The organism is Conexibacter sp. CPCC 205762 (assembly GCF_030646155.1).
Lineage (GTDB): Bacteria > Actinomycetota > Thermoleophilia > Solirubrobacterales > Solirubrobacteraceae > Conexibacter.
Map to the genome: position 1 here is coordinate 329,915 of NZ_JAUTDN010000001.1, position 24,168 is coordinate 354,082.

26 protein-coding genes and 1 tRNA gene are annotated in these 24,168 nt (G+C 72.1%); 23 read left to right on the forward strand and 4 right to left on the reverse strand.

What is annotated here, in order from left to right; translation table 11 throughout:
- Positions 1-7: 7 nt before the first annotated feature.
- The 5 genes from Q7L73_RS01495 to Q7L73_RS01515 are packed head-to-tail and all read left to right on the forward strand — an operon-like array spanning position 8 to position 5,270.
- Positions 8-841, forward strand: a complete 834-nt coding sequence (locus tag Q7L73_RS01495) for a hypothetical protein (RefSeq protein ID WP_304688577.1) — start codon at positions 8-10, stop codon at positions 839-841.
- Complete coding sequence (locus Q7L73_RS01500) at positions 834-2,522, forward strand: CTP synthase (protein ID WP_304688578.1); 1,689 nt, start codon at positions 834-836, stop codon at positions 2,520-2,522. The genes Q7L73_RS01495 and Q7L73_RS01500 overlap by 8 nt, the downstream gene beginning before the upstream one ends.
- Positions 2,519-3,676, forward strand: a complete 1,158-nt coding sequence (locus tag Q7L73_RS01505; protein ID WP_304688580.1) for a M20/M25/M40 family metallo-hydrolase — start codon at positions 2,519-2,521, stop codon at positions 3,674-3,676. Before Q7L73_RS01500 ends, Q7L73_RS01505 begins: the two co-directional genes overlap by 4 nt.
- Positions 3,652-4,737 (forward strand): DUF3866 family protein, encoded by a 1,086-nt coding sequence (locus Q7L73_RS01510; RefSeq protein WP_304688582.1) that lies wholly within the window; start codon positions 3,652-3,654, stop codon positions 4,735-4,737. Before Q7L73_RS01505 ends, Q7L73_RS01510 begins: the two co-directional genes overlap by 25 nt.
- A complete protein-coding gene (locus Q7L73_RS01515) occupies positions 4,734-5,270 on the forward strand; it encodes an NUDIX domain-containing protein (protein ID WP_304688584.1) in 537 nt (178 codons plus the stop codon). The genes Q7L73_RS01510 and Q7L73_RS01515 overlap by 4 nt, the downstream gene beginning before the upstream one ends.
- A gap of 7 nt (positions 5,271-5,277) precedes the next feature.
- On the opposite strand, the gene Q7L73_RS01520 is transcribed toward Q7L73_RS01515, so the two are convergent.
- Positions 5,278-6,516, reverse strand: a complete 1,239-nt coding sequence (locus Q7L73_RS01520) for an ATP-binding protein (protein WP_304688585.1) — start codon at positions 6,514-6,516, stop codon at positions 5,278-5,280.
- Between the two features lie 120 nt (positions 6,517-6,636).
- On the opposite strand from Q7L73_RS01520, the gene xerD reads away from it, so the two are divergent.
- Together xerD and Q7L73_RS01530 are read left to right on the forward strand one after the other, a co-directional pair.
- Positions 6,637-7,587 (forward strand): site-specific tyrosine recombinase XerD, encoded by a 951-nt coding sequence (gene xerD / locus Q7L73_RS01525; RefSeq protein WP_304688587.1) that lies wholly within the window; start codon positions 6,637-6,639, stop codon positions 7,585-7,587.
- A 14-nt stretch (positions 7,588-7,601) separates the two neighbouring features.
- On the forward strand, positions 7,602-8,774 hold the full coding sequence (locus Q7L73_RS01530) for a phosphopentomutase (protein ID WP_304688589.1): 1,173 nt from the start codon (positions 7,602-7,604) through the stop codon (positions 8,772-8,774).
- Here the strand turns inward: Q7L73_RS01530 and Q7L73_RS01535 are convergent.
- A complete protein-coding gene (locus Q7L73_RS01535) occupies positions 8,771-9,175 on the reverse strand; it encodes an MmcQ/YjbR family DNA-binding protein (protein ID WP_304688591.1) in 405 nt (134 codons plus the stop codon). The two genes, Q7L73_RS01530 and Q7L73_RS01535, sit on opposite strands and share 4 nt — an antisense overlap.
- 29 nt (positions 9,176-9,204) lie before the next feature.
- Between Q7L73_RS01535 and Q7L73_RS01540 the strand changes: the two genes are divergently transcribed.
- From Q7L73_RS01540 to Q7L73_RS01560, 5 genes are all read left to right on the forward strand, one after another.
- On the forward strand, positions 9,205-9,717 hold the full coding sequence (locus Q7L73_RS01540; protein ID WP_304688592.1) for a hypothetical protein: 513 nt from the start codon (positions 9,205-9,207) through the stop codon (positions 9,715-9,717).
- Between the two features lie 19 nt (positions 9,718-9,736).
- The gene (gene mutM, locus Q7L73_RS01545) at positions 9,737-10,591 is read left to right on the forward strand and encodes a bifunctional DNA-formamidopyrimidine glycosylase/DNA-(apurinic or apyrimidinic site) lyase (RefSeq protein ID WP_304688594.1); all 855 of its coding nucleotides are present in this window, start codon (positions 9,737-9,739) and stop codon (positions 10,589-10,591) included.
- A 110-nt stretch (positions 10,592-10,701) separates the two neighbouring features.
- The gene (locus Q7L73_RS01550; protein ID WP_304688596.1) at positions 10,702-11,598 is read left to right on the forward strand and encodes an ABC transporter substrate-binding protein; all 897 of its coding nucleotides are present in this window, start codon (positions 10,702-10,704) and stop codon (positions 11,596-11,598) included.
- A 28-nt stretch (positions 11,599-11,626) separates the two neighbouring features.
- Complete coding sequence (locus Q7L73_RS01555) at positions 11,627-12,481, forward strand: amino acid ABC transporter permease (protein ID WP_304688598.1); 855 nt, start codon at positions 11,627-11,629, stop codon at positions 12,479-12,481.
- Positions 12,478-13,233, forward strand: coding sequence for an amino acid ABC transporter ATP-binding protein (locus tag Q7L73_RS01560; RefSeq protein ID WP_304688600.1), 756 nt, complete (start codon positions 12,478-12,480; stop codon positions 13,231-13,233). The genes Q7L73_RS01555 and Q7L73_RS01560 overlap by 4 nt, the downstream gene beginning before the upstream one ends.
- Positions 13,234-13,248: 15 nt before the next feature.
- Here Q7L73_RS01560 and grxC read toward each other — a convergent pair whose 3' ends face one another.
- Positions 13,249-13,503, reverse strand: coding sequence for a glutaredoxin 3 (grxC, locus tag Q7L73_RS01565; protein ID WP_304688602.1), 255 nt, complete (start codon positions 13,501-13,503; stop codon positions 13,249-13,251).
- A 29-nt stretch (positions 13,504-13,532) separates the two neighbouring features.
- On the opposite strand from grxC, the gene recO reads away from it, so the two are divergent.
- The 6 genes from recO to Q7L73_RS01595 all read left to right on the forward strand — a co-directional run bounded on the left by recO (position 13,533) and on the right by Q7L73_RS01595 (position 20,858).
- Complete coding sequence (gene recO, locus Q7L73_RS01570) at positions 13,533-14,261, forward strand: DNA repair protein RecO (protein ID WP_304688604.1); 729 nt, start codon at positions 13,533-13,535, stop codon at positions 14,259-14,261.
- Positions 14,262-14,323: 62 nt separating this feature from the next.
- Positions 14,324-17,020: a pyruvate, phosphate dikinase gene (ppdK, locus tag Q7L73_RS01575; RefSeq protein WP_304688605.1), complete on the forward strand. Its 2,697-nt coding sequence runs from the start codon at positions 14,324-14,326 to the stop codon at positions 17,018-17,020.
- 63 nt (positions 17,021-17,083) lie between these two features.
- Positions 17,084-18,136, forward strand: coding sequence for a deoxyguanosinetriphosphate triphosphohydrolase (locus Q7L73_RS01580; protein WP_304688606.1), 1,053 nt, complete (start codon positions 17,084-17,086; stop codon positions 18,134-18,136).
- Positions 18,133-20,172, forward strand: coding sequence for a DNA primase (dnaG, locus tag Q7L73_RS01585; protein ID WP_304688608.1), 2,040 nt, complete (start codon positions 18,133-18,135; stop codon positions 20,170-20,172). Before Q7L73_RS01580 ends, dnaG begins: the two co-directional genes overlap by 4 nt.
- Before the next feature lie 52 nt (positions 20,173-20,224).
- Positions 20,225-20,297 (forward strand) — tRNA-Asn (locus tag Q7L73_RS01590).
- A 66-nt stretch (positions 20,298-20,363) separates the two neighbouring features.
- On the forward strand, positions 20,364-20,858 hold the full coding sequence (locus Q7L73_RS01595) for a hypothetical protein (protein ID WP_304688610.1): 495 nt from the start codon (positions 20,364-20,366) through the stop codon (positions 20,856-20,858).
- A 41-nt stretch (positions 20,859-20,899) separates the two neighbouring features.
- Here the strand turns inward: Q7L73_RS01595 and Q7L73_RS01600 are convergent, their stop codons facing one another.
- Positions 20,900-21,535: a GntR family transcriptional regulator gene (locus Q7L73_RS01600; RefSeq protein WP_304688611.1), complete on the reverse strand. Its 636-nt coding sequence runs from the start codon at positions 21,533-21,535 to the stop codon at positions 20,900-20,902.
- A gap of 30 nt (positions 21,536-21,565) precedes the next feature.
- Between Q7L73_RS01600 and Q7L73_RS01605 the strand changes: the two genes are divergently transcribed.
- From Q7L73_RS01605 to Q7L73_RS01625, 5 genes are all read left to right on the forward strand, one after another.
- Positions 21,566-22,831: an MFS transporter gene (locus Q7L73_RS01605; RefSeq protein ID WP_304688612.1), complete on the forward strand. Its 1,266-nt coding sequence runs from the start codon at positions 21,566-21,568 to the stop codon at positions 22,829-22,831.
- An 80-nt stretch (positions 22,832-22,911) separates the two neighbouring features.
- Positions 22,912-23,112, forward strand: a complete 201-nt coding sequence (locus Q7L73_RS01610; RefSeq protein ID WP_304688613.1) for a type II toxin-antitoxin system HicA family toxin — start codon at positions 22,912-22,914, stop codon at positions 23,110-23,112.
- Complete coding sequence (locus Q7L73_RS01615) at positions 23,109-23,405, forward strand: type II toxin-antitoxin system HicB family antitoxin (RefSeq protein WP_304688614.1); 297 nt, start codon at positions 23,109-23,111, stop codon at positions 23,403-23,405. The genes Q7L73_RS01610 and Q7L73_RS01615 overlap by 4 nt, the downstream gene beginning before the upstream one ends.
- Before the next feature lie 4 nt (positions 23,406-23,409).
- Entirely contained in the window at positions 23,410-23,826 is a 417-nt protein-coding gene (locus Q7L73_RS01620; RefSeq protein ID WP_304688616.1) for a hypothetical protein, read from the forward strand.
- Positions 23,827-23,856: 30 nt separating this feature from the next.
- Positions 23,857-24,162 carry a glutathione S-transferase N-terminal domain-containing protein gene (locus Q7L73_RS01625; protein ID WP_304688618.1) on the forward strand — a complete coding sequence of 102 codons (306 nt, stop codon included), beginning with the start codon at positions 23,857-23,859 and terminating at the stop codon, positions 24,160-24,162.
- Positions 24,163-24,168 lie beyond the last annotated feature (6 nt).

Here is a 24,168-nt window from a genome sequence, read left to right on the forward strand (position 1 = left end):
CAAGGACGTGGAGGCCCTTCCCACCTTCGTCGCGCTGGCGGCGGCGATCATCGTGACGCCGTCGATTCTGCGTCACCTCGCGGAGGAGGGGCTGACCCGGCAGAACTACCGTGGCGAGCAGCTGCCGTTCCCCGGCGGCGTCGCGATCGTCGCCTCCGCCGTGATCGCGCTCGCGCCGCTGGCGCTGCTGGCCCAGCTCGCCGACGCCGACGTCTTCCGCCCCGAGGCCGGGATCGTCGCGATCTACGCGCTCGGCGTCACCCTGCTCGGCCTGATCGACGACCTGCTCGCCGGCAGACCGCGCGGCTGGCGCGGCCACGGCTCGGCCGTCCTGCGGGGCGGCTTCAGCACCGGCGCGCTGAAGGCGGTCGGCTCGCTCGGGCTGGCGCTGTACGCGCTCTCCGGCCTCGGCTGGGAGAACGGCAGATACCTGCTCGCGGTCGTGCTGCTGGTGCTGACGACCAACCTCTTCAACCTGCTCGACCTGCGCCCCGGCCGCTCGGCGAAGGGCTTCGCGCTGCTGGGCGCGGGGCTGACGCTGGCGACCTGGGACGCCGGCCCGCTGTGGGCGCTCGGCCTGTTCGCCGCGCCGGTGCTCGTCGCCGGCGTCTACGACCTGCGCGAGCGCGCCATGTTGGGCGACACCGGCGCCAACTTGATCGGCGGGCTGGCCGGTCTGTGGCTGGTTCTGAGCCTGGGCACGACGGGCCAGGCGGTCGCGCTCGTCGTCGTCCTCGCCCTGACCGTCTACGGTGAATTTCGTTCGCTCTCGGCGTTGATCGAGCGAACCCCCCTCTTGCGTGATCTAGACTCGATCGGAAGGAAAGCCCGCAATGCCTGATGCCCAGACAAGCGGTACGACCCGCTTCATCTTCGTGACCGGGGGCGTCGTGTCCTCGCTGGGGAAGGGCATCGCGGCGGCCTCGATCGGCCGGCTGCTGGTCGCTCGCGGCTTCTCGGTCCAGCTGCAGAAGCTCGATCCGTACATCAACGTCGATCCGGGCACGATGTCGCCGTATCAGCACGGCGAGGTGTTCGTGACCGAGGACGGCGCCGAGACCGACCTCGACCTCGGCCACTACGAGCGCTTCACCGGCTTCAACACGCGCCGCGGCTCCAACGTCACCGCCGGCGGCATCTACAACTCGGTGATCCGGCGCGAGCGCCGCGGCGACTACCTCGGCGGCACCGTCCAGGTGATCCCGCACATCACCGACGAGATCAAGCAGCGCGTCAAGCTGATGGCCGACGCGAGCGACGTCGACTTCGTCATCACCGAGATCGGCGGCACCGTCGGCGACATCGAGTCGCTGCCGTTCCTGGAGGCGATCCGCCAGTTCCCCTCCGACGTCGGCCGCCGCAACTGCATGTACATCCACCTCACGCTCGTGCCGTACATCGGCCACGCGGGTGAGCTGAAGACGAAGCCGACGCAGCACTCGGTCAACGAGCTGCGCCGCATCGGCATCGGCGCCGACATGCTGCTGTGCCGCTCCGAGCAGCTGCTGACGAAGGACATCCGCAAGAAGATCGCGCTGTTCGCCGGCCTGCCGGTCGAGGCGGTCGGCTCGGCGGTCGACGTCGACCACATCTATCGCGTGCCGCTCGTCTACCGCGAGCAGGGGATCGACGACTTCGTGCTCGACCACTTCCGCATCGACGACGCGCCGGCGCCCGACCTCGCCGGCTGGGAGGAGATGACCTCCCGCGCGGTCGGCGCCAGACAGCGCGTCAGAATCGCGCTCGTCGGCAAGTACATCAAGCTCGAGGACGCCTACCTGTCGGTGGTCGAGTCGCTCAAGCACGCCGGCATCGAGCACGGCACCCAGGTCGAGGTCGACTGGATCGACTCCGAGCAGCTCGAGACCCCCGAGGCGCGCGACCGGCTCAACCAGGCCGACGGCGTGCTCGTCCCCGGCGGCTTCGGCGGCCGCGGCATCGAGGGCAAGATCTGCGCCGCGCAGGTCGCGCGCGAGGACAGCATCCCGTACCTCGGCATCTGCCTCGGCATGCAGGTCGCCGTCGCCGAGTTCGCCCGCCACGTCGCCGGCATGCCGGGTGCCAACTCGACCGAGTTCGACCCCGAGACGCCCTACCCGGTGATCGACCTGCTGCCCGAGCAGAAGGAGATCTCGGACCTCGGCGGCACGATGCGGCTCGGCGCCGACCCGGTCAAGCTGCACGACGACACGCGCGTGCGCGAGCTGTACGACGAGGCGGTCATCTACGAGCGCCACCGTCACCGCTACGAGGTCAACAACCACCTGCGCCGCCGGCTGGAGGGCGCCGGGCTCGTCTTCGCCGGCACCTCGCCGGACGACCAGCTGGTCGAGGCGATCGAGCTGCCGGCCGACCAGCACCCGTTCTTCGTCGCCGCCCAGTACCACCCGGAGTTCAAGTCGCGCCCGCAGAAGCCGGCGCCGCTGTTCCGCGGCTTCGTCCGCGCCGCGCTCGACCGCGCGCTGGAGCGCGGGACCGCCGACGGCGAGGCGCAGCCCGCCGAGAGCACCGCGACGGCGTGACGCGCGCCGACGAGCAGGAACGCGAGCAGCTCGGCGAGCTGTTCGCGCAGCTGTGCGCGATCGAGAGCCCGTACGGCCGCGAGCGCGCCTGCGCCGACGCGGTCGCGGCGCTGCTGCGCGACCTCGGCCTGAACGTCGAGGAGGACGACGCCGGCGCCGCGATCGGCGCCGACGCCGGCAACCTGCTGGCGCGGATCCCGTCCCGCGACGAGGTCGCCGGGGCGCCCGCCGGCCCGTCGATCCTCCTCTGCGCCCACCTCGACACGGTCCCGCTGACCGCCCCGGTCGAACCGGTGCTGGTCGACGGCGGCTGGGAGAACGCCCGCGAGGCGATCCTCGGGGCCGACAACAAGGCCGCCGTCGCGGTGATCCTGCAGCTCGCGCGGCGCGCCGTCGCGCAGCCGCCGGCGGTCGGGATCGAGCTGCTCTTCACCGTCAGCGAGGAGTATGCGCTCGCCGGCGCCAAGCAGTTCGACGTCAGCAGGCTGCGCAGCGCCTTCGGCTTCGTCTTCGACCATGCGACGCCGATCGGCGAGGTGATCGTCGCCTCGCCGACCTACCACCGCATCAGCGCCGACTTCCACGGCCTCGCCGCCCATGCCGGCCTCGAGCCGGAGAAGGGCCGCAGCGCGATCGCGGCCGCGGCGAAGGCGATCGCGGTGATGCCGCTCGGCCGCATCGACGCCGAGACGACCGCGAACGTCGGCACGATCGAGGGCGGCTCGGGCGTCAACGTCGTGCCCGGCCGCTGCCAGGTCGTCGCCGAGGCGCGCTCGCTCGACGAGCAGAAGGTCGAGGCGCTCACGACCGAGCTGATCGACCACCTCAACGACGGCGCCAACGCCGCCGAGTGCGACGTCGACGTGACCGTCGAGACGCTCTTCCGCGGCTACCGGGTCAGACCGAACGCGCCGCAGCTGCGTGCCGCCGAGGCCGCCCTGCACGCCTGCGGCTACGTCCCGCGCCGGATCGTCTCCGGGGGCGGCTCGGACGGGAACGCCTTCATCGCCGCCGGCTTCCCCTGCCTCAACCTCGCCAACGGCACCGAGCGCGCCCATCAGGTCGACGAGCGCGTCTCGGTCGTCGCGCTGGAGGGGATGCTCGACGTCGCGCTGGCGCTGGTCGGCGCATGCGCGGAAGAGCTGTCGTGCTGACGCTGCGGCGGAGCGTCGTCGTCACAGCCGAGGAGCCGGTCGGCGGCTGGCAGCGGCTGACCGCCGCGCTCGACGGCGAGCAGCGGCCGGCGGTCGCCGACACGGCGCTCGTCGGCGCCTGCGCGGCGGGCGACGAGATCGTCGTCAACGCCGCCGCGATCGACCTCTCGCTCGGCTCCGGCGGCGCCGACGTCGTGCACGTGAACCTGACCCGCGGCCTCGGCGGCGCGGGCGTGCCCGGCGCGCACGTGATGAAGCTCAACTACAGCTCGCTGCAGCACGCGATCCTGCCGGTCGAGGGGGAGGAATCGGCTGGCGCCGATTCCGTCGCGAGGTCGGTTGACGCCGAACTCGCCGAGCTTGGGCTGCCGCTGACCGCGCCGGTCGCCGTCTTCCCGCTCCACGGCCACCTCGCGCCGGTCGCCTGGGCGCTCGCGCAGACGCGGCCGGGCACGCGCGTCGGCTTCGTGCAGACCGCCGGCGGCGCGCTGCCCGGCGCGATGTCGGCGACCGTGCGCGAGCTGCGCGAGCGCGGCCTGCTGCACGGTCACACGACCGCCGGCCCCGCCTACGGCGGCGAGCGCGAGGCGATCACGACTGCGGGCGCGATCCAGGACGGGATCGCCGCGCAGGGCTGGGAGGTCGCGCTCGTCGGCCCCGGCCCGGGGATACTCGGCTCCGGCTCCGCGCTCGGCCACGGCGGCATCGTCGCGATGGACAGCGCCCACGCAGCGCTCGCGCTCGGCTGCCGGACGCTGCTGGTCGCGCGGATGTCCTCCGGCGACCCGCGCCCGCGCCACCAGGGCCTGTCGCACCACACGCGGACGGTGCTGGAGCTGCTGCTCGCGCCGGTCACGCTGCCGGTCCCGCTCGGCGCCGCCGACCCCGCCTTCGCCGCCGCCCGCGCCCGCGGCCATCTCGTCCACGAGGCCCGCGCCGACCTCGCCGGCTACCGCGCCAGCGGCCTGCCGGCGCGCACGATGGGCCGCGAGCTGGAAGACGACCAGCCGTTCTTCGCCGCAGCGCTCGCCGCCGGCACGACCCTCGGGGGGATGTTGTGAGCAGCACGTTCGAGAAGCTCGGCCAGAGAACGATCTGGCAGGGTCACGTCGTCGAGGTGCGCGTCGAGCGCTTCCGTCACGAGGACGGCGCCGAGGTCGAGCGCGACAACATGCACCACCCGGGAGCGGTCGCGATCGTCGCCGTCGACGACGAGCACGTCTGGCTGGTCCGTCAGCCGCGCGAGATCTGCGGCGTCCCCGACCTGCTGGAGCTGCCCGCCGGCAAGCTCGACGTGGCCGGCGAGCCGCCGCTGGAGACCGCCAAGCGCGAGCTGGCCGAGGAGATCGGCAAGGCCGCGACCGACTGGGAGCCGCTGACCGGCTTCTTCACCTCCTGCGGCTTCAGCGACGAGCGCCTCGAGCTGTTCCACGCCAGCGGCCTCTCCGACGTCCCGCAGCCGGAGGTCGACGAGGAGGAGCGGATCGAGATCGTCCCCTGGCCGCTGGCCAGGCTCGACGACGCGATCGCAGCCTGCCAGGACGCGAAGACGCTGATCGGCCTGCTGCTGCTCCAGCGCAGGCTGCGCGGCTGAGCGACTCTCAGGGCGCCCACAGCGCCGCGATCGGCACCGCTTCGATCCGGTCGCCGAAGGGGATCGTGCGGTCTCCGGCGTAGAGCACGACGCCGCGCGAGAAGCGGTCGCCAAGCTCGTCCCGCAGCGCGGCGATGTGTCTGGCGTCCGCGGCCGTCACGGTCTCGCCGGCCTTGACCTCGACGGCGGCTACGCGCCCGTCGGGCAGCTCCAGCAGAAAGTCGATCTCGGCTCCGCCGCGGCTGGCGCGGTAGTGGTGGACGGTCGCTGCAACCGGGTCGACGGCCGCGAGTCGCACCAGCTCGATCCCGACGAACGCCTCGACCACGGGGCCGGCGTCGAGCACGCCGCTCTCGAACGCCGCTGTCGATGCACCGGTGAGCGCGCCGGCCAGTCCCGGGTCCGAGATCAGCAGCTTCGGCGCCTTCACGAGCCGGCGTGTGACGTTGCCGTGCCAGGCGGGGATCCGATGGATGACGAAGAGGGTCTCCAAGAGCGCGATGTAGCGATCGATCGTCGCGTTCGACATCCCGAGCGTCTGCGCGATCCCGCTCTTGTTGAGCGGCTGCGTCGATCGCAGCGCGATCGCCCGCAGGAGCCGCGGGAGCTCGACCGCGTGCCCGATGTTGGAGATCTCGCGCACGTCGCGCTGCGTCATCGTCGTCAGGTAGTTGCGAAACCAGGCGGTACGGCGCTCGGGGTCGTCGCGCGCGACGGCCGGCGGGAACCCGCCGCGCAGCGCCCGCTCGACGATCTCGTCGCGCGACGCGCCGGCGCCTTCGAGCCGACCGCGCTCAAACAGCCGCCCGACGAAGCCGCTGAAGGGAAGCTCGGCGATCTCGCTTTGCGTGAAAGGCCACAGCCGCAGCAGCTCCAGCCGCCCGGCAAGCGACTCGGAGACGCGCGGCAGCGTGAGCACGTCGGCGGAGCCAGTGAGGAGGAAACGGCCGGGTCGGCGGTCGCGATCGACCTCCGCCTTGATCGCCAGCAGCAGTTCCGGCGCGCGCTGGACCTCGTCGATGACGAGCATCCCCGGACGCCGCACGAACGCCTGGGGGTCCGCTGTCGCGGCGGCGAGGTCGATCGCATCGTCGAGCGTGACGTACTCAGCGTTGAAGGCACGGATCCCGTATCCCCGCACGAGTGTGCTCTTGCCCGCCTGACGCGGGCCTTCGATCATCACGACCGGGGTGTCTTCGAGCGCGCGCAGCACGTGCGGCTCGATCATGCGGAATATCTCACTCATCGCCTGATGAAAATTTCATCACGCCCTGAGGAATTTGTCCACCTCCGAGAAACCGGCCACGCCTGGGCGTTCCGTTGCGGCCAGGAGGAGGGTGCCGCGCGAGCCAGAAGCTCTCCCTCGATGACGACGACGCCGCTGATCGAACCGCTGCGCACCGGCTCCTTCGAGGACCTCGTGCTCGACTTCATCGCCTACCTGGAGCTGGAGCGCGGTCTCAGCCGCAACACGCTCGAGGCGTATCGCTCCGACCTGCTGCAGTACGGCGGCTGGCTGGCGCGTGAGGGGAGAGAGGCGCTCGCCGTCGACCACAGCGACCTCGCCGCCTTCGTCGGCGAGCTGGCCAGCGGCGGCGGGGGCAGAGCGCCCGCGGCGGCGACGACGATCCAGCGCAAGGTCGCCTGTCTGCGCTCGTTCTACCGTCATCTGCGGCGCGAGGAGATCCTCGACCGCGACCCGACCAGCGAGCTGAAGGGCCCGCCGCGCGGCAAGCGCCTGCCGAAGGTGCTGACGCGCGACGAGGTCGCGCTGCTGCTGGCTCAGCCGAGAGGCACGACGCCCGCCGCGCTGCGCGACCGCGCGCTGCTGGAGCTGATGTACGCCTGCGGCCTGCGCGCCTCCGAGGCGGTCGACATGCGGCTGGACGAGATCGACGTCGAGGACGGTGTCCTGCGCGCCAACGGCAAGGGCTCGAAGGAGCGCCTCGTCCCGATCGGCTCGAAGGCGCTGGACGCGCTGCGCTTCTACCTGCTGCGCGGCCGTCCCCAGCTCGTCGGGATCGGCGAGGAGAAGCGCGTCTTCGTCAACCAGCGCGGCCAGGGGCTGACCCGTCAGGGCCTCTACAAGATCGTCCAGCGCCATGCCAGAACGGCCGGCCTGAGCGAGAAGATGAGCCCGCACACGCTGCGCCACACCTTCGCGACCCATCTGCTCGCCGGCGGCTGCGACCTGCGCTCGCTGCAGGAGATGCTCGGCCATGCCGACATCGCCACGACGCAGATCTACACCCACCTGTCGGCCGACCGTCTGCGCGACGTGTACTTCGACGCGCACCCGCGCGCGCAGCTTCAGTAGCGTTCGCGCGCGAAATGCCGGGGCCCCGTCACCTCAGCGCTCGTCGCGCGGTCGTCGTCGTGCTGGATGCGGTCGGGGCCGGAGCGCTCCCGGACGCGGCCGACTACGGCGACGCCGGCACCAACACGCTCGGCCATCTCGCCGAGCTGGCCGGCGGCCTGGAGCTGCCGAACCTGCAGCGGCTCGGACTCGGCTCGATCCTGCCGCTGGAGGGCGTCGCGCCCGCGGCCGAACCGGTCCTGCACGGCCGTCTGCACGCGCTCGGCGCCGGCAAGGACTCGACCACCGGCCACTGGGAGCTGATGGGCGTCGTGACGAGAACGCCGCGCCCGACCTACCCGGACGGCTTCCCGCCCGAGCTGATCGCGACGATCGAGCGAGCAAGCGGCCGCTCGGTCGTCTGCAACCGCCCGACCGACGGCCTCAGCGTGATCGACGAGTACGGCGCCGCCTCGCTGCAGGACGGCGCCCTGATCGTCTACACCTCGCAGGACTCGGTCCTCCAGATCGCCGCCCACACCGACTCGCTTCCCGCCGCGGAGCTGCACAGGCTGTGCGCCCAGGTGCGGCGGATCATGGTCGGCGAGCACGCCGTCGGGCGCGTGATCGCGCGTCCGTTCGACGGCGCGCCGGGGGCGTTCGAGCGGACCGACGAGCGGCGCGACTTCGCGCTCCCGCCGACCGCGCGCAGCCATCTGGACGAGCTGCGCGAGGCCGGGATCGAGACCCACGCCGTCGGCAAGGTCGGCCAGCTGTTCGCCGGCCGCGGCTTCTCCGTCCAGCACCCGGGCGCGACCAACGCCGCCGCGATCGAGCAGACGACGCGCCTGCTGCGCGAGCTGGAGCAGGGCTTCGTCTTCACCAACCTGATCGAGACCGACCAGGTCTTCGGCCACCGCAAGGACATCGAGGGCTTCCACCGCGCGCTGAGAGAGATCGACGCGGCGGCCGCGGTCTGGGAGTCGCTGCTGCGACCGGGCGACCTGCTCGTGCTGACCGCCGACCACGGCGTCGACCCGGCCCACCCGGGCACCGACCACACGCGCGAGCACGCGCCGCTGCTGGCGCTGTTCGACGGCCACGGCGGCCGCCGCCACGACGGCCCGCTGGCGGACGTGGGTGCGAGCGTGCTGCGCTGGCTCGCCGGCCGCGACGCGCCCGCGCTGCCCGGCGCGCCGTTCCTCTAGGCGGAGCCGAGCAGCTCCGCCTCGTGCGCGGCCCGCAGCCGCGCCGGCGCCCGCGCCAGCCACGCCTCGACCAGCAGCTCCCGCAGCTCGTCCGTCCCGACCGTCGCCAGCCGCACGAGCACCATCGGGTAGCCGTCGTAGTGGGGCGTGGCGTAGAAGGAGCGCGGCTGCGAGGCGATCAGCAGCTCGCGCTCGGCGACGGACGCCGTCCGCACCGCGACGGCGGGCCATTCGAGCGCGCCGTCGAGCGAGCCGTCGCCAGGGTCGGTGTGGCCGCGGCCGTCGAGCATCCGCGCGAACAGCGCTCTGCTGACGAAGAAGGCCGGCGAGCCATAGGAGGGACGCTCGCGCGCCTCGGGCAGCGCCAGCGCGAGCGCGCGCAGATCGTCTGAGGTCGCCATCACGCCAGTTTCCCACCGTCGCACGTGCAATGCTGCCGACCGCGATGGTCTGGCGCTGGTTGCGGCATCACGTCACGGAGGGGCACGCGGGCACGGTCGTCTACGGCTCGATCGTCGTGCTCGCGCTCGTGCTGGTGCTCGATCACGAGCACGCCTCTCCCGGTACCGCGATCGTCTCGATCGTCGGCGCCGCATTCGTCGTCGCGGTCGCGGAGGCCTACGCCGAGTTCCTGCAGGAGATGATCCACCTCCACCGGCCGCTGAGAGGCAAGGAGCGACGCGAGATCCTCGCCGGCATCTGCGTCCACGGCGTCGCCGCGCTGGCGCCGATCGTCTTCTTCGTGCTGGCCGCGTTCAGAGCGATGGAGACCGAGACCGCGTTCACGGTCGCGAAGTGGTTCGGCGTCGCAGTCCTCGGCCTCTACGCCTTCGGCGCCTACCGCGCCGCCGGGATGCCGATCGGCCGCAGCCTGCTCGCCGGCGCCGCGCTGACCGCCGTCGGCCTGCTGCTGGTCGCGCTCAAGTCGATAGTCGGCCACTGAGCCGGCTACCCTCGACGCCGTGCCAGAGCTGCCCGAAGTCGAGACCGTCCGCCGCCAGCTGGAGCCGCGCCTGGTCGGCCGCGTGCTCGTCGCCTACGCCGTCCGCGACGAGCGCTGGACCGCGCCGCGCGCTCCCAACGAGGTCGTCGCGCCGCTGCTCGGCCGCGAGATCGTCGCCTTCCGCCGCCGCGGCAAGTACCTGATCTGGGAGGCGGAGGAGGAGATGTACCTGCTGATCCACCTCCGCATGACGGGCAACCTGCTCTACGACGCGCCCGAGAGAACGCCGTACACGCGCGCCCACTTCGGCTTCGACGACGGCCACGACCTGCGCTTCGTCGATCCGCGCCGCTTCGGCACCGGCTGGCTCGTCGCCGGCGAGCCGGAGCTGAACGCCTACTTCGACGCCCGCCTCGGCGTCGAGCCGTTCTCCGACGCCTTCACGCCGCAGTACCTGAGAGCGCTGGCGAGAGGCTCGCGCGCGCCGGTCAAGGCCTTCCTGCTCGATCAGAGACGGATAGCGGGCGTCGGCAACATCTACGCCGACGAGGCGCTCTTCCGCGCGAAGGTCCACCCGCTGCGCCCGGCCGGCAGAGTCACGACCGCCCAATGGGAGCTGCTGCACGCCGGGATCATCGACGCGCTGACGCTCGGGATCGACGCCAGAGGCGCCTCGATCGACGACTTCCGCGACCTCGACGGCGCCCGCGGCTCGTTCCAGGACCGCTTCCTGATCCACCGCCGCGCCGACGAGGGCTGCCTCGACTGCGGCGGCCCGGTCCGCAAGATCCTCGCCGCCGGCCGCGGCACCTATGTCTGCGAGAACTGCCAGCCCCGTCCGCGCGGCGCGAGAATCGTCCCGATGAACCGCTGAGCAGCGCAGCCGCCCGCCGTCTCGCTACGATTCAGAAATCTCGCGATGTCCGATCGGCATTCGCGCCAAGCCCCGCCAATCCCCCACCACGAGGAAGCGAAGCTCCTTTCATGCGCCCGACACGTCGTCACGCCGTCGCCCTGCTCACGGCCGCCGCTCTGCCGTTGACCCTGGCCGCGTGCGGCTCCGACGACGATTCGGAGACCAGCGCGAGCACCTCCGCGGCCGGCGCGGCCGCGACCTCGACGACGGTCGCGGGCAGCTGCGACAAGGCCAGCCTGAAGCTCGTCAACGGCGGCCAGCTGACCGTTGCGACCGACAGACCGGCCTACCCGCCGTACTTCGAGGACGACGACCCGAGCAACGGCAGAGGCTTCGAGAGCGCCGTCGCCTACGCGATCGCCGACCAGCTCGGCTTCGCCAGAGGCGACGTCAAGTGGGTCGTGGAGCCGTTCAACTCCTCCTACGCGCCGGGGCCGAAGCGGTTCGACTTCGACGTCAACCAGATCTCGATCACGCCGCAGCGCGAGAGAGCGGTCGACTTCTCCTCGCCGTACTACACGGCGCCGCAGGCGGTCGTCGCGCTGAGAAAGAGCGACGGCGCGAGAGCGACCTCGCTGGCCGACTTCAAGGACGTCCAGCTCGGCGTCCAGATCGGCACGACCAGCCTCGACGCGGTCAGCGACAGAATCGCCCCGTCGAAGCAGCCGAAGGTCTTCAACGACTCCAACGACGTCGTGCGCGCGCTCAAGCAGGGCCAGGTCGACGCGGTCGTGGTCGACCTGCCGACCGCCTTCTACCTGACCGCCGCGCAGGTGCCGGAGGCGACGATCGTCGGCCAGTTCGCCGCGCCCGGCGGCGACTCGTGGGGCGCGCTGCTGGCGAGAGGCTCGGAGCTGACCGACTGCGTCTCCAGAGCCGTCGACACGCTCAGAAGCGACGGCACGCTCGACAGAATCGAGCAGCAGTGGATGGGCGAGGCCGCCGGCGCGCCCGAGCTGCAGTAGGCGCCGGAACGCACCGCCCGCCAGTCCGTTGTCCGCCGTCGAGCAGACCGACCGCAGAGCCGTCCGCGCCGCCGCCAAGCGGCGGCGCGAGCGCCGCGGCTTCCTGATCGCACTGATCTCGTCGGTCGTCGTGATCGGCGGGCTGGCGCTGCTCGTCGTCACCAGCCCCGGCTGGGGCGACGTGAAGGCGACGTTCTTCTCCTGGAGCGCCTTCAAGACCAGCTTCCCGGACGTCCTGAGAGGCTTCTGGCTCGACGTCAAGCTGTTCCTGATCGTCGAGGTCGTCGTGCTGCTGCTCGGCCTCGCGATCGCGCTGGCGCGCACGACCCGCTCGCCGGCGCTGTTCCCGATCCGCCTGCTGCTGGCGGTCTACACGGACGTGATGCGCGGGATCCCGACGATCCTGCTCGTCTACCTCGTCGGCTTCGGCATCCCCGCGCTGGCGCTCGACGGCTGGCCGAGCGACCCGGTCGTGCTCGGCGGCGCCGCGCTCGCGCTGACCTACAGCGCCTACGTCTCCGAGGTCTACCGCGCCGGTCTCGACTCGGTCCACCCGAGCCAGGTCTCGGCGGCGCTGGCGGTCGGGCTCGACCGTGTTCAGGCGATGCGCTTCGTCGTCCTGCCACAGGCGGTCAGACGTGTGATCCCGCCGCTGCTGAACGACTTCATCTCGCTCCAGAAGGACGTCGCCCTGATCTCCGTGCTCGGGCCGCTGGAGGCCTTCCGCGTCGCCCAGATCCAGGCGTCGAGCGACTTCAACTACACGCCGCTGCTGGCCGCCGCGCTGCTCTACATCTGCGTGACGGTGCCCCTGGCGCGGTTCGTCGACCACCTGCAGAACCGCGGCCGCCGCGCGCGGCAGGCCGAGGCGGTGACGGCATGAGCGCCAGCACGCCGGTCGTGGAGGTCCGCGGCGTCACCAAGTCCTACGGCGAGCTGCAGGTGCTGCGCGGGATCGATCTCGCCGTCCACGAGCACAAGGCGATCGCGCTGATCGGCGCCTCGGGCTCCGGCAAGTCGACGCTGCTGCGCTGCATCGACCTGCTGGACGAGATCGACGACGGCGACGTGCTGATCGACGGCGAGATCGTCACCGACCCGGGCGTCAAGCCGCCGGCGGTCCGCCGCAGACTCGGGATGGTCTTCCAGGCGTTCAACCTCTTCCCGCACCTGACCGTGCTGGAGAACGTCACGCTCGCGCCGCGCCGCGCGCACCGGCAGGAGCGCAAGGCGGCGGAGGATCGCGCGCGCGAGCTGCTGGCGCGGTTCGGCCTCGGCGACCGCGAGGGCTCCTACCCGGACCGGCTCTCCGGCGGCCAGCAGCAGCGGGTCGCGCTGGCCCGCGCGCTGGCGCCGAACCCGCGCGCGCTGCTGCTGGACGAGGTCACCAGCGCGCTCGACCCTGAGCTGGTGGGGGAGGTGCTGGAGGCCGTCCGCGAGCTGAAGGCGGAGGGGATCACGATGCTGATCACCACCCACGAGATGGGCTTCGCACGCGAAGTCGCCGACGAGGTCTGCTTCCTGCACGAGGGGCTGATCGTCGAGCGCGGCGACCCGGAGACGATCTTCACCGCGCCCGAGCAGCCGGAGACGCAGCGCTTCCTCAGACGGCTGCTCGACGCGCACCGCGTGTAGCGGCGCGCGAGCGGCTCAGACTGCGAGCAGCTCCTTCAGCTTGCCGCTGCGATCGGCGGCGGCGAGCTGGTCGAAGCCGCCGAGCGTCTCGCCGTCGATCAGGATCTGCGGGAAGGTCATCATGCCGGTCTTCTCGACCAGCTGAGCGCGTCCGTCGGGATCACGTGCCAGATTGATCTCTGAGAACTCCAGCCCGCGCTTCTCGAGCAGCATCTTGGCCCGCACGCAGTACGGGCAGGCATCTGTGGTGTAGAGCGTGATCTCGGCCATTACTTCACGGAATATAGCGACCTCCTCCCATGGCATCCCGCTCCCTGCGCACTGAGGCGATCGTGCTGCGCTCGATCCGCTTCGGCGAGGCCGATCGGATCCTCCACCTGTACACGCCCGAGCACGGCCGTCTCGGCGCGATCGCCAAGGGCGCGCGCAGAACCCGCAGCCGCTTCGGCGCGCGGCTGGAGCCGTTCTTCCACCTCAGCGTCAACCTGCACCTGAGCCGCGGCGACCTCCACACCGTCACGACCGCCGACACGATCGACCCGCACGGCCCGCTGCGCGAGAGATCGGACTCGCTCGACGCCGCCGCGCGCGCCTGCGACGCCGTCTCGCGCCTGTTCGAGACCGACGACCCGAGCCCGGCCGTCTTCCACCTGCTGGCGAACAACCTCACGCTGCTCGACGGCGACAGACGGCACGCGGCGGCCGCCGCGCAGCTCTCCTTCCGCCTCAAGCTGCTCGTCGCCGGCGGCTTCACACCGCAGCTCGCCTCCTGCGCCTCGTGCGGGGAGAGCGACCACCTGAGCGGCTTCTCGGGCGCCGCCGGCGGGGTCGTCTGCATGGCCTGCGAGGCGTCGGCCTTCCCGCTGACCGAGGAGGCGCACGGTTTTCTCGTCGCCGCGCTGGGGAGACCTCTGGCAGAGGCGCCCGACGCGAGCGAGCGGGCGCTGCGACAGGCCGAGCGGGCGATCGCCGAGACGGCCGAGCACCACGCGCACGTGCATCTGCGGGCCGTGGCGCACCGCCGCTAGCGGCGCCGCGCGGCGCTCGGCCGCGTGTTTGACAACAATGGTCGGACCAATATAGTCCCCGGATGACCGAGAGAGCTGTGCTTGACACGACCTACGTCTACGACTTCTCGCAGGGGTCGCGCGATATGCGCGAGCTGCTCGGGGGGAAGGGGGCGAACGTCGCTGAGATGACGCGGATCCTGGGCCCGGAGCGAGTGCCGGCCGGCTTCACGATCACCACCTCCGCCTGCGTCGCTTACATGGACGCCGGCAGAAGCGAGCCCGACGGGCTCGCCGAGGAGGTCGCCGAGGCGCTCTCACGGCTCGAGCAGCAGGCCGGCAAGACGCTCGGCGACGACGCGGACCCGCTGCTCGTCTCGGTCCGCTCCGGCGCGCGCGAGTCGATGCCCGGGATGATGGACACGGTCCTCAACCTCGGCCTCAACGACCGCTCGGTCGAGGGCCTCGCCGCGAAGACCGGCAACCCGCGCTTCGCGTGGGACTCCTACCGCCGCTTCGTGCAGATGTTCGGCAACGTCGTGCGCGGCGTGCCGGGCGAGCGGATCGAAGCGACGATCAGACAGCTGAAGGCCGATCGCGGCGCGACGCTCGACACCGACCTCGACGTCGACGCGCTGCGCGAGCTGACCGGCCGCTTCAAGGCGATCTTCGAGGAGCACACCGGCGAGGCCTTCCCGCAGGAGCCGGGCGAGCAGCTGCGGCAGGCGATCCGCGCCGTCTTCGACTCGTGGATGGGCGAGCGCGCGATCCACTACCGCCGCATCAACCGCATCCCCGACAGCTGGGGCACCGCCGTCAACGTCCAGCAGATGGTCTTCGGCAACAAGGGGGAGAGCTCCGGCTCCGGCGTCGCCTTCAGCCGCGACGAGGTGACCGGGGCGCCCGAGCCCTCCGGCGACTTCCTCCAGAACGCGCAGGGCGAGGACGTCGTCTCCGGCGTCCGCAACACGCGCGACATCGCCGAGCTGGCCGAGATCATGCCGGCCGCCCACGCCGAGCTGATGGAGATCCTGCAGACGCTGGAGCGCCACTACGGCGACATGCAGGACACCGAGTTCACGGTCGAGGAGGGGCACCTCTACATGCTCCAGACGCGCAACGCGAAGCGCCCGGCGCAGGCGGCCGTGCGGTTCGCCGTCGACGCCGTCGGCGAGGGCTTGCTCGACCGCGACCAGGCGCTCCTGACGATCGACGCCTCCGCGCTCGACGCGCTGCTGCACCCGACCTTCGACCCGGCGTTCGAGCCGAGAGCGCTCGCGCGCGGCGTGGCCGCCTCGCCGGGCGCGGCCAAGGGCGAGGTCGTCTTCACCGCCGACGAGGCCGTCGCGGCAGCCGCCGAGGGCCGTGCCGTGGTGCTCGTACGCCCGTTCACCGAGGCCGACGACGTCGCCGGCTTCCACGCCGCCAGGGGGATCCTCACGAGCGAGGGCGGCAAGGCCTCGCACGCGGCGCTCGTCGCGCGCGGGATGGGACGGCCGTGCGTCTGCGGCGCCTCGACGCTGGAGATCGACGTCGCCGCCGGCGAGATACGCGCCCCGGGCGGCGTCGTCATCCGCGGCGGCGAGCTGATCGCGATCAACGGCTCGACCGGCCTGATCACGGTCGACGACGTGCCGCTCGTCGAGGCCGACTGGAGCGAGCAGTTCGAGACCGTCCTGACGTGGGCCGACGAGCTGCGCACGCTCGGCATCCGCGCCAACGCCGACACCCCGCGCGACGCCAGACGGGCGCGCGAGTTCGGCGCCGAGGGGATCGGCCTCTGCCGCACCGAGCACATGTTCATGGCCGCCGACCGCCAGCCGAAGATGCGGGCGATGATCATGGCCGAGACCGAGCAGGAGCGGCGCGAGGCGCTCTCCCACCTGCAGCCGCTGCAGCAGGAGGACTTCGAGGGCCTGTTCGAGGCGATGACGGGCCTCGCGGTCTGCATCCGCCTGCTCGACCCGCCGTTGCACGAGTTCCTGCCCCAGCGCCACGAGATCGAGCACGAGCTGGAGGAGCTGCGCTCGGCCGGCGCGACCGACGGCGGCGCGGGCGGCGGCAAGCTCGCCGAGCTGCAGAAGACGCTGCTGCGCGTGAAGACGCTGGAGGAGGTCAACCCGATGCTCGGCACGCGCGGCTGCCGCCTCGGGATCCTCTACCCGGAGATCTACGAGATGCAGGTCGAGGCGATCTTCGACGCCGCCGTCGCGGTGCGGGAGCGGTCGGGCGAGGCACCGCACCTGGAGGTGATGATTCCGCTGGTCGACTACGAGACCGAGCTGGAGATCATGCGCAAGCTCGTGCTCGACGCGGCTGCCAAGCGCGGCCTGGAGGTCGGCCGCGACTTCACCGTCGGCACGATGATCGAGCTGCCGCGGGCCTGCTTCCAGGCCGACCTGATCGCGAAGGAGGCCGACTTCTTCTCGTTCGGCACCAACGACCTGACGCAGACCGCGCTCGGCTTCTCGCGCGACGATGTCGAGTCGAAGTTCATGGGCGTCTACCTCGAGCGCAAGATCCTCGACCGCTCGCCGTTCGAGACGCTCGACACGCCCGGCGTCGGCCAGATGGTGCGGATGGCCGCCTGGCTCGGCCGCAAGACCAAGCATGACCTCAAGCTCGGCGTCTGCGGCGAGCACGGCGGCGACCCCGACTCGATCGACTTCTTCCACCACTCGGGGATCGACTACGTCTCCTGCTCCCCGTACCGCGTCCCGATCGCGCGCGTCGCAGCCGCCCGCGCGGCGGTGACGGGACGGCTCGCGCAGGAGGCCTGACGCACACGCGGGCGGCAGGCGGCTGTTGCTTCGCCGCCGCCCGCTGCCAGAATCAAGGGTGCGATGTCCGCCACCGCCCGCACTCATCCCACCGGCCCCGTCGCAACGGCCTTCGCGCGGCGGATCCAGGAGCAGGAGGAGCGGACGCTGCAGCCGCGCGCGACCCGCTCCTATCCGGCCGTGCGCGAGCGCCCGGAGGAGGACTGCGGGCTGCGCACGCCGTTCCAGCGCGACCGCGACCGGATCGTCCACAGCAAGGCCTTCCGGCGGCTCAAGCACAAGACCCAGGTCTTCGTCGCGCCCGAGGGCGACCACTACCGCACCCGCCTCACGCATACGCTGGAGGTGACGCAGGTGTCGCGCACCGTCGCCCGCGCGCTCGGCCTCAACGAGGACCTGACGGAGGCGATCGGGCTCGGCCACGACCTCGGCCACCCGCCGTTCGGCCACATCGGCGAGGACGTGATCGACAGATGCCTGCAGCGCCGCTTCGGGCGGTGCTTCCGCCATCACGAGCACTCGCTGCGGGTCGTCGAGCGGCTGGAGCGCGACGGCGCCGGCCTCAACCTGACGCAGCCGGTCCGCGACGGGATCCTCGGCCATTCCGGCCGCGCGCCGCTGCCGCGGACGCTGGAGGGCCGGATCGTGCGCCTGCTCGACCGCGTCGCCTACATCAACCACGACATCGACGACGCCGTCCGCGCCGGCGTGCTCGCCGAGCGCGACCTGCCGGCCGCGCCGATCGCGGCGCTGGGAGCGAGCGGCGCGCAGCGGATCGACCTGCTGGTCCACGACGTCGTCGAGCAGTCGGCCCGCGCCGGCGACGACATCGTCCAGAGCGCGGAGGCCGGCGCCGCGATGGCCGAGCTGCGCGGCTACATGTTCGAGCACGTCTACCTCGGGCCGGCCGCGCGCGCCGAGCACGACAAGATCAAGCGCGTGGTGAGCACGCTCTTCGACCACTACGTCGAGCATCCCGAGCAGATCCCGCCGCTGCTGCCGGTGGGCGACGCCGACCTCGCCGACCGCGTCACCGACTACCTCGCGGGCATGACGGACCGCTACTGCATCCGCCGCTTCGAGGACCTGACCGTCCCCGACTCCTTCGCGTTGTGAGCCGCTACACGCCCGACTCCAAGGAGCGCGTCCGCGACGCGGTCGACATGATCGCGCTCGTCTCCGGCAAGACCGAGCTGCGGCGGGCCGGCGTCAACTCCTACTTCGGCCGCTGCCCGTTCCACGACGAGCGCACCGGCTCGTTCCACGTGCGCCCGGAGGAGAAGCACTACCACTGCTTCGGCTGTGGCGAGTCGGGCGACCCGTTCGACTTCGTCATGCAGCTCGACGGGCTCGACTTCAGAGGCGCGCTGGAGTCGCTCGCGTCGCGCTTCGGCGTGACGCTGGAGGTGGAGGACGAGGATCCGCTGGCGAGAGCGCGGCGCGAGCGGCGCGACCGCCTGCACGCGCTGCTGGACCGCGCCGCGGACTACTACGCCCGCTACCTGTGGGCCTCGGCCGAGGCCGCGCAGGCGCGCGCCTACCTCGCCAGACGCGGCCTGGAGGAGAGAACGCTGAGAACGTTCCGCGTCGGCTACGCGCCGAGCGCCTGGGACAAGATGCTGCTCGGCTCGCGCCAGGCCGGCTTCAGCGAGGAGGAGCTGCTGGCGACCGGGCTCGCGCAGAGAAGCCGGCAGCGCCCCGGCTCGTATTACGACCGCTTCCGCGAGCGGATCATGTTCCCGCTCGCGAACGCGCGCGGCCGCGTCGTCGGCTTCGGCGCCCGCGCGATGCGCGACAACCAGCCGCCGAAGTACCTCAACAGCAGCGACGGCGAGGTCTTCCACAAGAGCCAGCAGCTGTTCGGGATCGACCTCGCGCGCAGACCGGCCGCGCGCGCCGGCACGATCGTGCTGGCCGAGGGCTACACCGACGTGCTCGCGCTGCACCAGGCGGGGATCGAGAACGCCGTCGGCGTGATGGGCACGTCGCTGACGGAGGAGCAGGCGCGCGAGCTGGAGCGGACTGCGAGAACGCTCGTGCTGGCGCTCGACGCCGACGGGGCGGGCCAGGAGGCGATGGTGCGCGCCTCGCGGATCGCCGCCGGCCGCAGACTGGAGCTGCGCGTCGCCCGCCTGGCCGACGGGATGGATCCCGCCGACCTCGTCCAGCAGCAGGGTCCGGGCGCGGTCCGCGAGCTGGTCGCCAAGTCGGTCCCGTTCGTCTCCTTCCACGTCGACAAGATCCTCGCCGGCGCCGACCTCGGCGACGCGGAGAGCAAGGACCGCACGCTGGCCGAGCTGGGGCCCGTGCTGGCCGCGCAGCCGCCGAGCGTGCTGCGCGAGGAGCTGGTCGGCCGGATCGCGACGAGACTGGGCCTCGAGCGGACGCTGACGGCGCAGCTGCTGGAACGCGCGGCGGCAGCGGCGCCGCCGGAGCAGCCGGCGGGCGCGGCGGAGCCTGAGCCGCCTGCCGCGAGCCCAGCGAGCGGCGGCTCAGCCCGTCCTACCGCCTCCCCTGCCGGCGCGGCGAACGCCGACGGCGGCGCCGAGTGGCACGACCCCGGCCCGGAGGAGCCGTGGGGCGGCCCCAGCGCCGACGACGAGGACGCCTACTGGGCCAGCCGCTCCGGCGACGACGACGCCTACGCCGCAGCGGCCGACGCCGGCCAGGTCGCCTCGACGAGCGCGCCGGCCGCAGTCCGAGTCGATCCGCGTCAGGCGAAGCTGGAGCGCGAGTTCCTCGTGCTGTGCGTCGCCTTCCCGCGCGAGGGCGGCGACGCGCTCGCGCGCGTCGATCACGAGACCCATCTGATCGACCCGGTCGTCCGCCGCGCCGCCGCCCACATGGCCGTCGCGGGCCGCCTCGACGCGCTCGCCGACCCCTCGCCGGAGGACGACGCCGCGCTGCCGCCCGCCGACGACGCCGAGCTGCGCGCACTCGTCTCCCAACTGCGCGAGCTGGCCGCGAGAACGAGCGCGGTCGGCGCCAGCCTCGACCACGCCGAGGCGCTGCTGGAGCTGGCCCGCATCGACCGCGCGATCGCGACCGCGAAGGCCGCCGGCACCGGCGGCGTCACCGACCTCAAGCGCACCCAGGGCGCCATCCGCGCTCATCTCGGCAAGCTCCAGGAGCAGATCCAGTCGGCGGGGTAGGGGTGACGCTGCGCGCGGCGCAGCTTCCCGCTACCATCATCGAGCCGCACGATCCCTGGTAGCTCAATTGGCAGAGCATTCGGCTGTTAACCGAAGGGTTGTTGGTTCGAGTCCAACCCAGGGAGCTCTCAAAAGCCCTGCATGTGCAGGGCTTTTGTCGTTCTGGACCACGTGACCGGAGCCTCCCTGCCGTGACCCTCTTCAAGAAGCGCGAGCCCGACCTCGGCGACCTCGCCGCGTACGTCGTCGAGAGCGCGCGCGGGCGCAGCGTCACCGTCAACCACGGCAGACTCGTGCTGCTGCTCTACCTCGTCGACGTCGAGCGCGTCCGCAGCCGCCGCGAGCCGGTCACCGGCGTCGCCTGGGAGCTGGGCAGAAGAGGCCCGACCGCGCAGGGACTGGACAGAACGCTGAGAGCGCACATCGCGCGCGAGAAGGAGTCGACGCAATGGGGACGCGGCACGGCGCGCGAGTCGTTCCGCGACGGCTCGCGCGGCGACGACTGGATCGTCGGCACGAAGCTGCTGGTCGACGGCGTCGTGCGCACCTACGCCGGCCTCGACCTGGACGAGCTGCGCGCGTACGTCGAGACGCAGACCGGCCCGATGGCCGAGGCCGTCGAGGGCGAGCTGCTGCGCCTCGCGCTCGCCCGCGACGACCGCAGACGCCCACCGGGGCGGAGCTAGACGGAGCGCCGCGGGTCCGCGGCGCGGACCCGCGTAGCGCGTCAGCGCGCGTCGCGCCGCGGCGGGGCGCCGGAGGCGGCGCGGGCGACGTCGAGGTGGTCGAGCAGGGCGCGCTCGGCGGCGCTGTGGTCGCCGGCGCGCAGGGCGATCACGATCCGCAGGTGCTCGCCGACGATCGCGGAGGCGCGGGTGGCGTCGGCGGCGACGGTGCCGGCGACGAGGCGGTGTTGGCGGTCGCGCAGGCCGTCGTAGAGGTCGAGCAGGATCGCGTTGCCGGCGGCGGCGACCCAGGCGCGGTGGAAGTCGCGGTCGGCGGCGACGAAGCCGGCGCGATCGTCGGCGGCGAGCAGCTCGCGCTGGCGCGTCAGAACTGCCTCCAGCTGCGGCACGGCGACCTCCGGCTCCGCCAGCCGCAGCGTGTGGCGCTCGACCAGCTCGCGCACCTCGAACAGGTCGGCGACCGCTCTCGGCGACATCGGCGTCACGAGCGCGCCGCGCTTGGGGTAGAGCGTGAGCAGGTGCTCGGCCTGCAGTTGCAGCAGCGCCTCGCGCACGGGGGTGCGGCTGACGCCCAGCTCGTCGGCGATCGCGCCCTCGCTCAGCAGCTCGCCGTCGGCGTAGTCGCCTGAGAGCAGGCGCTGCTTGACGTGGTCGTAGGCGCGGGAAGCGGCGGTCACAGCAGGAATCATGCGATAGATTCAGCATAGATGCAAGCTGTCGACGACTTGCGCGCCACCCGCCGTGCCTGGCTGATCTGGGCCGTCGGCGCGAGCCTCTACTTTGCCGCCGTCTTCCACCGCATGGCGCTCGGCGTCGCCGGCCTGCGCGCCGAGCAGCGGCTGCACTTCGACCACGAGGTGCTGGCCAGCTTCACCGCGCTGCAGTTCCTCATCTACCTCGCGATGCAGATCCCCGCCGGCCTCGCCGCCGACCGCATCGGCCCGCGCCGCACGCTCGCGTTCGGCCTCGTCGCGATCGCCGCCGGCGAGCTGGTCTTCGGCCTCGCCCACAGCGTCCCGCCCGCGATCGCCGGCCGCGCGCTGATCGGCATGGGCGACGCACTGATCCTGATCAACGTCCTGCGGCTGACGCAGAGCTGGTTCCCCGCCCGCATGGGCTCGCTGCTGGCCGCCCTCACCGGCGTCGTCGGCGCGCTCGGCCAGCTGCTCGGCACGATCCCGCTGCAGGCCGCGCTCGACGGCCCCGGCTGGACCGCGACCTTCGTCGGCAGCAGCATCGCGACGATCGCGCTGGCCGCAGTCGCCTTCACGCTGATCCGCGACCGTCCGCCCGGCGTGCCCGCGCCGCAGGCGCACGAGCACGCGCCGATCGGCCAGACGCTCAAGCAGGCGTGGAGCCGCCCCGGCACCCGCCACGGCTTCTGGGCCCACCTCGCGCTGATGGCGCCGTTCCAGGTGATCAGCGCCCTCTGGGGCGCGCCGTTCCTGATCGAGGGCCAGCACTTCAGCGAGCACAGAGCGGCGACCTACCTGCTCGTCACCTCCGCCGGCTTCGCCGTCGCCGGCCCGCTGCTGGGCGCCGTCGCCGACCGCGGCGTGCGCGCGCAGAACCGCACGCTGCTGGTGATGAACGCGCTCGTCGTCGCGCTGTGGGCGGCGATCCTGCTGTGGCCCGACGGCGACGCGGTCCCGCATCCGCTGCTGTTCGCCGGCTTCGCGATCGCCGGTGCTGCCGCGGCCGGCGGGATGGTCGCCTTCGCGCTCGGCCGGCGCGAGAACCCGCCCGAGGCCGGCGGCGCCGCGACCGCGATCGTCAACTGCGGCGGCTTCTCCGCCGCGATCGTCGCGCTCGAGGTGGCGGGCCTGGTGCTCGGCGGCGACGGCACGCCGGACGCCGGCCAGTTCAAGCTCGCGCTCGCGCCGATGGTGCTGCTGTCCGCGATCGCGTTCGTCCGCTGCGCCCAGCTGTCACGGCAACGCGAGCGAAACCTGGCCGCGCACGCGACCGCGTAGGATCCGAGGCGGGGAAGTCAACCGCCAGGGGGAGGCATGTCATACCGTCACCGTTCCCGGCGCTCAAGGCAGCGCAGCTGATGGCGCTGCTGAAACGAGAGCCGCTCGGCTACGAGATCGTGCGTCAGCGCGGCTCGCACCGCAAGCTGCGCTCACGCAACGGCTTTCCTGACATCGGCTTCTCGTTCCACAGCTCGGCGACGGTTCCGCCGGGGCTGGTGCGGAAGGTCCTTGTCGGCGAGATCGGACTCAGCGAAGATGAGGCGAGGAGCCTGCTGTGACGAGAACCGCGCAACTGATCTACCACGACGATCCCGAGGGCTGGTGGGCCTCGTCGCCCGACCTGCCCGGCTACGCCGCGTTCGGTACGAGCTTCGAGGAGGTCCGCGACCTCGCGCGCGCCGGTGCGCCCTGGTACGCAGAGGAGGCGCTCGACCTTCATCATCTCGTGCCGGGCCCGCGTTCGTGGTGGACTGCACCGAGCGTCGGCCAACGGGCGCGGCTGGAGCTGGCCGCGCCGGGACCGAATCCTGGACTCACGATCCGCGCAAGCGGGCTCACGAAGGCGGCATAGGACTATGGAAGCTGATCTGCTGCTCTGCGACCACGCGGAGGCGATCAACGGCAAGCTGTACATCATGGGCGCGGCCTGGAACCTGCTCCAGGCGCCGGGCCAGGCGATCACGGTCGCGCTCGCGATCGTCGTCAAGGTCGCCTGGGACGAGGCCGACCAGCCGCATGAGCTGATCGCCCAGCTGCTCGACGGCGACGGCAACCAGATCGTCATCAACGGCGAGCCGGTCGCGCCCAGCGGCCAGTTCGAGCTGGGCCGTCCACAGGGCCTCAAGCCCGGCTCGACGCTGAACATGCCGCTGGCGTTCAACCTGACCGGCCTCGTGCTCGGCGTCGGCCAGTTCGAGTGGCGCCTGACGATCGACGGCGAGACGGTCGCGCGCGCGCCGTTCGCGGTGGTCGAGCCGCTCGGAGTCGCGTAGGGTCCTCCCAATCCACTGGGGAGGAGTCCGATGAAGCTCTACGTGTGCTGGGGGACCTTTCAGGTCCCGGTCGTCCGCAGCCATCCCTGCCGTGACGCGCTCGACGCGCTGAGAGCGGCCGGCTACGAGCCGGAGGTCGTCAGAACGTACGGCTTCGGCGGCCTCCCCGACGTCGTCAACCCGACCCGCCGCGAGGTCAAGCGGCTGAGCGGGCAGTCGTGGGTCCCGCTGCTCGTCACCGACGACGGGCAGTCGATCAACGAGTCGAAGAAGATCATCGCCTGGGCGGCGGCCCATCCGGCCGCCGCGACCGGCCGCGTCGGCGCCGCCGACTGACGCGTC

Bases quoted from the DNA above. Each gene is read 5' to 3' on its own strand.
- Q7L73_RS01500 (WP_304688578.1), top strand. From the start codon at position 834: ATGCCTGATGCCCAGACAAGCGGTACGACCCGCTTCATCTTCGTGACC.
- Q7L73_RS01510 (WP_304688582.1), top strand. From the start codon at position 3,652: ATGCGCGGAAGAGCTGTCGTGCTGACGCTGCGGCGGAGCGTCGTCGTC.
- Q7L73_RS01520 (WP_304688585.1), bottom strand. From the start codon at position 6,516: ATGAGTGAGATATTCCGCATGATCGAGCCGCACGTGCTGCGCGCGCTC.
- xerD (WP_304688587.1), top strand. From the start codon at position 6,637: ATGACGACGACGCCGCTGATCGAACCGCTGCGCACCGGCTCCTTCGAG.
- Q7L73_RS01530 (WP_304688589.1), top strand. From the start codon at position 7,602: ATGCCGGGGCCCCGTCACCTCAGCGCTCGTCGCGCGGTCGTCGTCGTG.
- Q7L73_RS01535 (WP_304688591.1), bottom strand. From the start codon at position 9,175: ATGGCGACCTCAGACGATCTGCGCGCGCTCGCGCTGGCGCTGCCCGAG.
- Q7L73_RS01540 (WP_304688592.1), top strand. From the start codon at position 9,205: ATGCTGCCGACCGCGATGGTCTGGCGCTGGTTGCGGCATCACGTCACG.
- Q7L73_RS01550 (WP_304688596.1), top strand. From the start codon at position 10,702: ATGCGCCCGACACGTCGTCACGCCGTCGCCCTGCTCACGGCCGCCGCT.
- Q7L73_RS01560 (WP_304688600.1), top strand. From the start codon at position 12,478: ATGAGCGCCAGCACGCCGGTCGTGGAGGTCCGCGGCGTCACCAAGTCC.
- grxC (WP_304688602.1), bottom strand. From the start codon at position 13,503: ATGGCCGAGATCACGCTCTACACCACAGATGCCTGCCCGTACTGCGTG.
- recO (WP_304688604.1), top strand. From the start codon at position 13,533: ATGGCATCCCGCTCCCTGCGCACTGAGGCGATCGTGCTGCGCTCGATC.
- ppdK (WP_304688605.1), top strand. From the start codon at position 14,324: ATGACCGAGAGAGCTGTGCTTGACACGACCTACGTCTACGACTTCTCG.
- Q7L73_RS01580 (WP_304688606.1), top strand. From the start codon at position 17,084: ATGTCCGCCACCGCCCGCACTCATCCCACCGGCCCCGTCGCAACGGCC.
- Q7L73_RS01605 (WP_304688612.1), top strand. From the start codon at position 21,566: ATGCAAGCTGTCGACGACTTGCGCGCCACCCGCCGTGCCTGGCTGATC.
- Q7L73_RS01610 (WP_304688613.1), top strand. From the start codon at position 22,912: ATGGCGCTGCTGAAACGAGAGCCGCTCGGCTACGAGATCGTGCGTCAG.
- Q7L73_RS01620 (WP_304688616.1), top strand. From the start codon at position 23,410: ATGGAAGCTGATCTGCTGCTCTGCGACCACGCGGAGGCGATCAACGGC.
- Q7L73_RS01625 (WP_304688618.1), top strand. From the start codon at position 23,857: ATGAAGCTCTACGTGTGCTGGGGGACCTTTCAGGTCCCGGTCGTCCGC.